This is a genomic window from Brachyspira catarrhinii, from assembly GCF_005518285.1.
Lineage (GTDB): Bacteria > Spirochaetota > Brachyspiria > Brachyspirales > Brachyspiraceae > Brachyspira > Brachyspira catarrhinii.
In genome coordinates, this window is record NZ_SJDU01000055.1 from 1 (window position 1) to 9,738 (window position 9,738).

The following is a 9,738-nucleotide window of genomic DNA, read 5'->3' on the forward strand; positions in this document are numbered from 1 at the left end:
TATCGGAGCTACCATCATATCGATTCCCAAAAACGCCTCTATGATATAAATCGTCCACTTTATATTTCAAATTATCAATAGTCTCTTTAATATCTTCTCTCGTTTCTTCTCCCGCTTTTGGCGCAAATAAAATGCCCAACGCAACTCCTGCGGTTACTCCCAATATAAAAGAAAATAATCCCGATACTTCTTTAGACATAATATATCCTCCTGTCTTATCTTTATCATTTTAGTAAATATTAAATTCAATTTAATTTTTTGTCAACTATAAATAACTATAAAATTTTATTTTTTGTTCTTTATATACCTTTTTATAAATCTGCTTATTATCATAATAAAACCCATTATGCCCGATATAACGAATCCTATTACTCCGATTATTGATACGCCATAAATTAAAGGAGGAATTTCTGCGCTCAATATGAACGCGCTTGAAATTATTAAAGAAGCCAAAACTATAGAATAACTTAATCTGTCCGCCAAACCGTCCAATGTGTTTGAAAGTATATCGAGTTTTTTATGTTCGAGTTGAACTTTTATCGAACCTTTTTTTACCATTTCCGCAACTTCGGATAAATCGGAAGGAATGCTTTTTAATACTTTTGAATAATCTAAAATCAAATTCTTCGACTGCTTAAATATATTGTCAGGCTTCAATCTGTCTTTCACATATCTTAAAGCGAAAGGTTTGATATGTTCTATTATTTTTAAGTCTTTATCCAAGTTTCTTGCCACGCCTTCCAAAACGATTAAAGATTTTATTAAAAGCATAATATTGCTTGGTAAACTCAATTTAAACTCTCTTATAATATATATAAGTTCGTTGAATATATCTTCCATATTAATATTATCCAAAGACATATCTATATATTTGCTTATGAAAACGAAAATTGCCGTATTGAAATCTTCTATATTCGCTATTTCGTTATGATTGCATAAAGCTAAAATCGATTTCGATAGAGTCAAATAATCGGCGGAACTTATGCTTACGATAATATCCGAAAACGCGTCTTTTGAATTTGGCGGAATAAATCCTATCATTCCAAAATCTATAAAACATAAAACATTATTTTCCAAAGCCATCAAATTTCCTGGATGCGGGTCGGCATGAAAGAATCCGAGCATAAAAACCTGCTCCAAAACGGCATCGACTCCGATTGCGACAAGTTTTTTTCTATCGTATTTTGTGTCTTCGGGGTTTATATCGGAAATTTTTATTCCGCCTATATATTCCATTGTGAGTATATTTTTCGTGCTGTAATCTTCGTATATTTTCGCTATTTTTACATTTTTATTTTTTTCAAAATATTTTGCAAATTTAATCGTGTTGTTTTTTTCAAAATTAAAATCCAATTCCTGCAAAAGTTGTCCCTTAAAAGCCTTTATAAGTTTTTGAGGTTGCATGAAAGCGTATTCTTCGTTATGTTTTTCCAAAATATTTGAAAGCCAAACTATGATTTCTATATCGGTTAATATTTTTTCTTCTATATCGGGACGCTTTACTTTTATGGCGACTTTCTCCCCCGTTTTCAATATTCCCGCATGAACTTGAGAAATCGATGCGCTCGCTTTAGGCGTTATTTCAAAAGATTCGAATGTTTCTTCTATAGTTTTTCCCAATTCTTTTTCAATTATTTTAATCGCTTCGTTTTCATCGAAAGGTTTTACATGATTTTGAAGTTTGCTTAATTCGTCCGTTATATCTTTTGGAAGTATGTCGTTTCTATTTGATAAAATCTGCCCGAGTTTTATAAATGTAGTTCCCAATTCTTCGAGAGCCATTCTTAATCTCTGCCCTCTGCTGAACTTTCTTAAATCCACGCCCTTATATTTTATATTTACTTTTGAAATCGGTTTATTTACAATTTTTAGTATTGGAGTTACGGCGATTATGTCTCTGAAACCGTAAGCTATGATTATAGATATTATTTCTCTTGTTCTGTTTATTGATTTTATATTAGCCACTTGAAAGTTTTCCCGATAAACTATTAAAATAAATTATTATTTTTACTGTTCTTTTTTTATAGAATTTTTTAATTCTTCCAATTCTTTTTTTATCGATTCGTAATCTTCTTTTTTTACATATCCCATTTTGTCTATAGTGGTTTGTATTTTCTCGTCCAAATATTTTCCGAATTCTTCTCTCGTTTCGTTTGCCTTCGATACCATATCTTTTACAAATTTTTCTCCCTCTTCGGCGTCCATATTTCTATCTTTTATGAATTCTCTCGCTACATCTTCGACTTTTTCCTTGCCTTTTAACATTAAACCTATTCCAGCATAAAATCCGCTTTTTATATCGTCCGCTATTCCCATATTAATCTCCTTGATTTTTATTTTTAATATTTGTTAATTGTTTTTAAATAGTATTATCTTTAATAAAAATGTCAATATTAAAAATTGTAATATATTAAGAAGTCTTAAACACTATTTAATTTAATTAAATATAAAATAATAAATTATTTCCCAATACAAAAATTCTCAAATATCTCTCTTATAATTTCTTCGGCGTAAATTTTTCCGCTCACATTTCCCAAAATATTATTCAAAATATTCGTCTCTTCGGCGACTTCGTCTAAAGAATAATTTTGTTTTGATTTTTCAATGCATATATTGATTTGTTTAAGTCCGTTTTCCAAATATCCTCTCTCTCTATTATTCACATAACTTTCTTTATTGAATATTTCAATATCGCCGTCTTTAATATAATTTTTCAAAGCAAAAAATAATTTTTCTTTTCCTTCTTCCGTCTTCGCGCTTATATTGATAACGGGAGTTTTAAAATCATAATAGAATTTATTTTCGCTGTCGATTTTATTAATCAGATAAATTATATTTTTATCTTTTACGGTTTCTAAAAATTCGATTAAATTAATATCGTCTTCGCCCGCTTTTTCGCTTCCGTCAAAAACCGCGATTATAATATTCGATTCATGCGCGCATTTTTTCGCTCTCTCTATTCCTTCGATTTCTATGTCGCTATCCGTTTCTTTATGAAATCCCGCCGTGTCCATCAAATAAAAAGGAATATTTTCTATATAAATATTTTCGCTCAAAAAATCTCTTGTAGTTCCAGCAACCGAAGAAACTATAGCTCTGTTTTTTCCAAGTATCATATTGAAAATACTGCTCTTGCCCGCGTTTACTTTTCCCAAAATCGCTACTTTTATTCCGTTTATAAGAGTTTCTACTTTCTTTGAATTATTTAAAATATTTTCTATATCTTTTTTTATTTTGTAAAAATTTTTAATAAGTTTATCGTAGGAAAAATTTTCGGTTTCGTCTTCTGGAAAATCAAGCTCTCCGTAAATAAGCATGAGAGAATTTTTTATATTTTCCCTTAATCTGTCAATCTCTCTCGTGAGCCTTCCTCTCATTTTATAAATACTCGCTTCCGCCATTAGTCTGTTGTTTGAATCTATCAAATCATGAACCGCTTCCGCTTCGCTTATTCCAATCCTTCCGTTTATATAAGCTCTGTAAGTAAACTCGCCTTTATTCGCCTCTCTCGCTCCGTTTCTTATTATCAAATTTATTAAAGATTCTATAATTACTACGCTTCCATGACAAATAAATTCAACTGTATCTTCTGTAGTAAAACTGTTTGGAGATAAAGTGGTAAGTAAAATTAATTCGTCTATTGGATTATTATTTTCGTCTTTTATTAACGCGTAATAACTTTTTCTATGTTCGAATTTTTTTATATTAACATTTTCGTTATTTGCATAAAAACAAATTTTTGAAGCTATCTCAAGCGATTTGCTCCCAGACATTCTTATAACGGCTAAAGCGCTTTTTGAAAATGGAGTTGCAAGCGCGACTATCGTATCTTTTAAATCGTATTCGTTCATTTTATTTTTTATTATTGTCAATATTTTTAATTATTTTTAAATCTTTAATTCATTTAATTATTTACAAGATTATTTGAAATAATATTTTTATTTTTCTTTTTTAATCTCTTCAATTTCTTTTCTTCTTTTTCCTTAAGTTTTAAAACATCAAATAAATTTCCGTTTTCAATTATATAATCTTTACAAAAATCATAATCTTCTTTCATAGTTTCGATTTTTGGAATTTGTTTTGCAAATTTAACATAGTCGGAGTTTTTAAGCATATTTATTATATATTCGCTTTTTTGAAATTCGTTTTCGTCAAACAGATTATTAATTTCGCTTGTCGTCATATCCTCTATATTAAATGAAAATCTTTTCGTTAAATATCTTTTAAATATAAAAGTCAATTCAAAATAATATTCGGCAAATTTTTTTTCGTTAAAATAAATTTTGTAATCTAATTTTTTTAAATCGTTCAAAGCCTCTTCGTCCTCTTTTATAATCGCTTTCTCGTTAAATTTTCTCTCTAAATATTTAACTATAAAAAATATTAAAATTATTATTGCAAATATTAAAAGCGCTCTCGCAAAAATAATAAGCCAAACATATCGAGGCATTGGAATCGAAACCGTTGATTTCATTGGAGGCAAAGTATCTCCGTCCGAAAAAGAATAAACCAAAATATTTATATCGTCTCCGTTTAATTCTTTATATTGATTGTTATATTCGTAAGTAATCTTAAAAGGAAAAATGACAAACTGCCCGATGTCGTAAAAACCGATTCTGTATTTTATTATTCTTTCTTTATAATTTCCAATATTTTTCGTTTCGTTTTGAACTTCGATTATTCTCGATTGATTTTCTCTTTCGTCAAACGAAATATCTTCAAATTGATAATCGATTTCGTTTTTTGAAATAATTCTGACTTCGTAAATTATATCGTCTCCGATAGTTATATTTAAAGAAGACACTTTTGTTTTTACCGACACATTAGTTCCGTTTTCGATTTTTTTAAAATTCAAACAAGAAACGAATAAACTAAAAGAAAATAATAAAATAATTTTTACCAATATAATTTTTTTTGAATTTTTCATGAAATTAAATTTATCCTATATAATCGACTGTTTTCTTCAGTCATTTCAATTTCAAGCTCGTAATAAGGTTTATCAAAATAGCTTTCAAATTTATCTCCCCATTCAATCATCGTGATTCCGTTTTCTTTGATTTTATCTTTAAATCCTATATTATCCAATTCCTCTTTTGAAGAAAGTCTATATAAATCTACATGCCTTAATATCGTTTCCTCGCCGTTAAGAATTATATCATATTCGTTTATTAATGTAAAAGAAGGACTGCTTACAATATCTTCGCTTTTTAGAACTTTGGCAAATATTCGCACGAAAGTGGTTTTCCCAAATCCCAAATTTCCTTTCATTATTATCAAATCGCCGTCTTTTACAATGTCGCATAAAAAAGATGCAATTTCTTCTATATTTTCAATATTTGATTTTTTAGTTAAAATATTTTTTTTCATATCATTATTGATTATATAGTTAATGTGATAAATTAGCAATTTTAAAATTGTTGACAAAAAATTTAATTAAATTTACGCCACCGCCAAAGGCACACAAAGTGAGGCGCGCGGAGCGAAAAATATTTTTAAAATATAAAATTAAAATACTATTAGTAAATTATAATTTTTTTGTATATTTACAAATTCTTACATTAACAGAATCATACTCAAAATTTTTTAATTCTTCTTTTGTAAAAATATTTTCGTCCACATTTGGAAAGAATCTGTCGCAATTATAATCTTTATCGATATGCGTCAAATAAATTGTATCGGCATAGTAAATCGCTCTTTTGTAAATTGACTCTCCTCCAATTATAAAAATCTCTTTTTCGCGCAATAATTTTATTATAGCGTCTTCTAAAGAAAATTCATAAAAAAGATTATGGTATCTACTATAATACACCAAGTTTGGAGTTGACGATATTACGATATTTCTTCTGTCTGGCAAAGGTTTATTTCCGAGAGATTCAAAAGTGCCTCTTCCCATAATAACCGTGCATCCCGTAGTCGTTTTTCTAAAAAATTCCATATCTTCTTTTATATGTCCCCAAGGCATTTTTCCGTTTAAGCCGATTCCATTTTTTGAATCAACAGCGGCTATTAGCGAAATAATCATACTGCAACCTCTCCTTTGATAGCGGGATGAAATTTATAATTTTCAATTTTAAAATCCTCGTAAACATGACTAAAAATATTCGGCGCTTCGTTTATAAACAATTCCGTCTCTTGCGGATAAGGTTCTCTTGAAAGTTGAGTTTTAACCTGCTCGATATGATTATTATAAATATGAGCGTCTCCGAAAGTCATAATCAATTCTGAAGGATAAAGTCCGCTATGCATCGCAAGAAGTCGCGTGAGTATCGCGTAAGAGCTGATATTAAAAGGAACTCCCAAAAACAAATCTGCCGAACGTTGATATAAATGAGTTATTATTCCGCCTTTTGAATTAACCGAAAATTGACACATCATATGACATGGAGGAAGATGCATTTTGTCTATTTCGCCGACATTCCAAGCGTTCAAAATTATTCTTCTGCTTGTAGGATTATTTCTTAAGGAATTTATTATATTTGAAATTTGGTCGATTTTACCGCCTTCTTTAGTTTCCCAAGCTCGCCATTGTTTGCCGTAAACTGGACCAAGCTCGCCCATATCGTCCGCCCATTCGTCCCATATATGAACATTATTTTCAAGCAAATATTTTATATTTGTAGAACCTCGCAAAAACCAAAGCAACTCCACAATAACGCCTTTCATAAAAACTTTTTTAGTCGTTATTATTGGAATTTTATTTCCGTCAAATTTGAATCTTAATTGCGGAGCAAATATTCTTTTCGTGCCGACACCCGTTCTGTCTAAAGTTTCTTCGCCTTCTTCCAAAACTTTTTTTAGTAAATCCAAATAATTCTGCATCTCTAATCCTTAATGATAAAATATTAAATTGATTATATAGAAAAAAAGAATTTTATCAATAATGAAAAATGATTGCATTTTTTATATTTTAAGATATTCTAATATTTATAAATTTTAATTAGGATAAATTATGGGAAGATTTGAAATTTTGACAAAACATATAGAACCGTTAAAAAATGAAAAGGAATATAGTAATCCATTAAATAATAAAGAAGGATGGTTTATTTATGGTGAATATGCCGATACGGTAAAATCATTTATCGATGATTTTTACAATTTTATAGATTATGATAATAATGATATGGATTTTGAAATTAGAAATTATATGTCAACAGTAAATAATATTATGCCTGAAAGTGGTCATGTAAAGGATATTAATATTTCGTTATTAGATGCTAAATCAGTTGTGGCTCTTATTACCCGTTGTATAAGGGGCGAAAGATTTTGTGGCGGATTACTTTCTGGAGTATTGAAAAGTGGCTTTATATTGAAACTATTAGAAAGATTAAAAGAAATAGACGAAAGCCAAAATTAAAATTATGAGTGAATTTAGTGAAATTGAAAATAAAATAATCGAATATATAAAAAAATATCTTCCTTTTAGAGAAGAACATATACTTTCTACTCGGGAGCTTGCCGTTCAAATTGCAGAAAAATATAATGTCGATATTTATAAAACTTCAATCTCCGCTTTATGCCATGATTTAGGGAAAAGATATAAAGACGAAGAAATGAAAAAAATAATATTAGAATGCGACAATAAAGAATATCCAAATTATATAACGGGAGCTTTGCTTCATGCGAGAGTAAGCGCGATTATTGCGGAAAACGAATTCGGCATAAAAGATAAAGAAATTTTAAGCGCTATTGAAAGCCACACAGTCGGACATGGAAATATGAGCATGCTTGAGAAAATAATATACGCGTCCGATTATCTCGAGCCGACAAGAAAAATCGAAACGGCAAATAAAATCAGAGAAAAAATTTTTATAGATTTTGACGAAGCTTTTTTGGATGTAGTTTTGGAGTCGATAAATTTCGTTTTAAGCAAGAAACAATATTTATCCGACAAAACCATAGAACTTTATAATTCTTTAGTTATTAAAAATTGAAAAATTAAACTTCTCGGAGCAATACGATATCGTTTTGTTTTATAGTCGTGTTTCCTCTCGGGATAATCGTCCCGCCGTCTCTCTTTATCATAACGACTAAATTATTTTTTGCCAAATGCAAATCTTTTAGTTCCTTATCTTTCCAAGGATGATGATTGTTTATGATTATTTCTTTCAAATTTATATCGTAATATTTCGTTCGTTTCGCGTTCAAAATAACTATATCGCCTTTTTCAATGGTTGTGTTTCCGTTTGGAATAACCGTGCTTTCGCCTCTTTCAATCGTCACAACTATCGACTCTTCTGGAAATTCAATATCTTTAATCTGCCTGCCAACCCAATGATGCGAAGGAGGAATAGTTATCTGAATAAGTTGCATATCCGAATCGTCAACATAATCGTTGAATGTTTTCAATACATTTTCGTTGGAATCGACCAAATCCAATTTTCTCGCTATTATAGGCAAAAAAGTTCCTTGAAATAAAATCGAAATTATCGCAAGAAAAAATACTATATGAAAGACATCGTAATTTATTCCTTCCGTGTGGCTGCCCATAACTAATATTGCAAAAGCGATTGAAGCGGCTCCTCGCAGTCCCGCCCACATAACGAGCAGTTGCTTTTTGAAACTCACTTTAAAAGGAGTAAGTAAAACGGCAACGGCTATCGGTCTTGCGATAAAAGTTATAAATAAAACTACGGGAATCGCGGTATACGCGGCGGGCAATATATTTTGAGGAGTGGAAAGCAAACCTAATAAAAAGAACAATACCATTTGCATAAGTCCCGTGATGCCATCAAAAAAATTAACCAAAATAACTTTATTCTTAAAATGACAATTTCCCAAAACGATTCCAACTATATACGCGCTTAAAAATCCGTTTCCGCCAAATGAAGCCGATAAAGAATAAGAAAGAAGCGCCGTTGCAAAAACAAATATCGTGTCGAGTCCGTTTATTGCGAATTTAATTTTCTTTAAAACTAAATAAGCCAAATACGATATTAAAGCGGCTACCAATAATGCGAAAACTATTTGTTTAAAAAGCATAATAATTATAGATAAAGGAGTTCCTATGGTTTTTCCGATTAAACCTAAAAATATAACGGTAAGCATATAGGACATTGGGTCGTTACTTCCGCTTTCAAGTTCGAGTAACGAAGCCAAACCTCCTTTTAAATTCAAATTTTTAGAACGAAGTATTGAAAACACGGAAGCGGCGTCAGTCGAACCTATAACTGAACCTATAAGCATACTTTCAAATAAATCTATTTTGAGAATCAAATAACATAATAAACCAGTGATAATAGAAGTTAAAAAAGTGCCTACGAAAGAGAGTAAAAACGCTTGCTTTGCCACAGGTTTTGCAAATTCCCAATTCGTTCCAAAACCTCCGTAAAACATTATAAATATTAAAGTGACTGTGCAAATATTACTTGAGAGAGAATAATCGCTGAAATTATACATTTTATTGAAAATCATACCCAATATTAAAAACAATAATAACGAAGGAACGCCTATTTTTGAAGAGACATTATTTGCCATTATGCATATTATTATTATTATCGCCGCCGTAAGTATAGCTATGTTCATGTCCATTTTTAGAACTCTCTATTAATTGGAATTATTTTTGAATGTTATATTATATATTAAAATTTTAATAATATCAAGTATCTTATTATTTTATTTTGACAAATGGACGCGCACTCTGTAGGCTGGGCTTCGCCCTCGTAATGACTATTTTTTAAATTAAAACAAAAAAAGAGGAGGGAAAGTATCTCTACTCTCTCTCCTCGTCAAAGGAAGGAT

General features: G+C 30.0%; 11 protein-coding genes. 2 read left to right on the plus strand and 9 right to left on the minus strand.

Features of this window, described 5'->3' with window-relative positions:
• The 8 genes from EZH24_RS03450 to EZH24_RS03485 all read right to left on the minus strand — a co-directional run.
• Positions 1 to 199: YtxH domain-containing protein (locus EZH24_RS03450; protein WP_137997735.1), on the minus strand; the 199-nt coding region annotated here is incomplete at its 3' end.
• 86 nt (positions 200 to 285) lie between these two features.
• The gene (locus EZH24_RS03455) at positions 286 to 1,965 is read right to left on the minus strand and encodes an ABC1 kinase family protein (protein ID WP_137997736.1); all 1,680 of its coding nucleotides are present in this window, start codon (positions 1,963 to 1,965) and stop codon (positions 286 to 288) included.
• Positions 1,966 to 2,007: 42 nt separating this feature from the next.
• Positions 2,008 to 2,316: a phasin family protein gene (locus EZH24_RS03460; RefSeq protein WP_137997737.1), complete on the minus strand. Its 309-nt coding sequence runs from the start codon at positions 2,314 to 2,316 to the stop codon at positions 2,008 to 2,010.
• A 143-nt stretch (positions 2,317 to 2,459) separates the two neighbouring features.
• Positions 2,460 to 3,851 carry a tRNA uridine-5-carboxymethylaminomethyl(34) synthesis GTPase MnmE gene (gene mnmE, locus EZH24_RS03465; protein WP_137997738.1) on the minus strand — a complete coding sequence of 464 codons (1,392 nt, stop codon included), beginning with the start codon at positions 3,849 to 3,851 and terminating at the stop codon, positions 2,460 to 2,462.
• A 53-nt stretch (positions 3,852 to 3,904) separates the two neighbouring features.
• The gene (locus EZH24_RS03470; protein WP_137997739.1) at positions 3,905 to 4,927 is read right to left on the minus strand and encodes a hypothetical protein; all 1,023 of its coding nucleotides are present in this window, start codon (positions 4,925 to 4,927) and stop codon (positions 3,905 to 3,907) included.
• Positions 4,924 to 5,367: a tRNA (adenosine(37)-N6)-threonylcarbamoyltransferase complex ATPase subunit type 1 TsaE gene (gene tsaE, locus EZH24_RS03475; RefSeq protein ID WP_137997740.1), complete on the minus strand. Its 444-nt coding sequence runs from the start codon at positions 5,365 to 5,367 to the stop codon at positions 4,924 to 4,926. The genes EZH24_RS03470 and tsaE overlap by 4 nt, the downstream gene beginning before the upstream one ends.
• 157 nt (positions 5,368 to 5,524) lie before the next feature.
• Positions 5,525 to 6,022, minus strand: a complete 498-nt coding sequence (locus EZH24_RS03480) for a dihydrofolate reductase (protein WP_137997741.1) — start codon at positions 6,020 to 6,022, stop codon at positions 5,525 to 5,527.
• Positions 6,019 to 6,819 carry a thymidylate synthase gene (locus tag EZH24_RS03485; protein ID WP_137997742.1) on the minus strand — a complete coding sequence of 267 codons (801 nt, stop codon included), beginning with the start codon at positions 6,817 to 6,819 and terminating at the stop codon, positions 6,019 to 6,021. Before EZH24_RS03485 ends, EZH24_RS03480 begins: the two co-directional genes overlap by 4 nt.
• A gap of 130 nt (positions 6,820 to 6,949) precedes the next feature.
• Here EZH24_RS03485 and EZH24_RS03490 point away from each other — a divergent pair, with 130 nt between their 5' ends.
• The gene (locus EZH24_RS03490) at positions 6,950 to 7,354 is read left to right on the plus strand and encodes a DUF6508 domain-containing protein (RefSeq protein WP_137997743.1); all 405 of its coding nucleotides are present in this window, start codon (positions 6,950 to 6,952) and stop codon (positions 7,352 to 7,354) included.
• 4 nt (positions 7,355 to 7,358) lie between these two features.
• The gene (yqeK, locus tag EZH24_RS03495; protein WP_137997744.1) at positions 7,359 to 7,931 is read left to right on the plus strand and encodes a bis(5'-nucleosyl)-tetraphosphatase (symmetrical) YqeK; all 573 of its coding nucleotides are present in this window, start codon (positions 7,359 to 7,361) and stop codon (positions 7,929 to 7,931) included.
• Positions 7,932 to 7,935: 4 nt separating this feature from the next.
• Here yqeK and EZH24_RS03500 read toward each other — a convergent pair whose 3' ends face one another.
• On the minus strand, positions 7,936 to 9,522 hold the full coding sequence (locus EZH24_RS03500; RefSeq protein WP_137997745.1) for a potassium/proton antiporter: 1,587 nt from the start codon (positions 9,520 to 9,522) through the stop codon (positions 7,936 to 7,938).
• Between the last annotated feature and the right edge of the window lie 216 nt (positions 9,523 to 9,738).

Coding starts and splice junctions, on each gene's coding strand:
- EZH24_RS03470 (WP_137997739.1), bottom strand. CDS start 4,927: ATGAAAAATTCAAAAAAAATTATATTGGTAAAAATTATTTTATTATTT.
- EZH24_RS03500 (WP_137997745.1), bottom strand. CDS start 9,522: ATGAACATAGCTATACTTACGGCGGCGATAATAATAATAATATGCATA.
- EZH24_RS03490 (WP_137997743.1), top strand. CDS start 6,950: ATGGGAAGATTTGAAATTTTGACAAAACATATAGAACCGTTAAAAAAT.
- EZH24_RS03460 (WP_137997737.1), bottom strand. CDS start 2,316: ATGGGAATAGCGGACGATATAAAAAGCGGATTTTATGCTGGAATAGGT.
- yqeK (WP_137997744.1), top strand. CDS start 7,359: ATGAGTGAATTTAGTGAAATTGAAAATAAAATAATCGAATATATAAAA.
- tsaE (WP_137997740.1), bottom strand. CDS start 5,367: ATGAAAAAAAATATTTTAACTAAAAAATCAAATATTGAAAATATAGAA.
- mnmE (WP_137997738.1), bottom strand. CDS start 3,851: ATGAACGAATACGATTTAAAAGATACGATAGTCGCGCTTGCAACTCCA.
- EZH24_RS03480 (WP_137997741.1), bottom strand. CDS start 6,022: ATGATTATTTCGCTAATAGCCGCTGTTGATTCAAAAAATGGAATCGGC.
- EZH24_RS03485 (WP_137997742.1), bottom strand. CDS start 6,819: ATGCAGAATTATTTGGATTTACTAAAAAAAGTTTTGGAAGAAGGCGAA.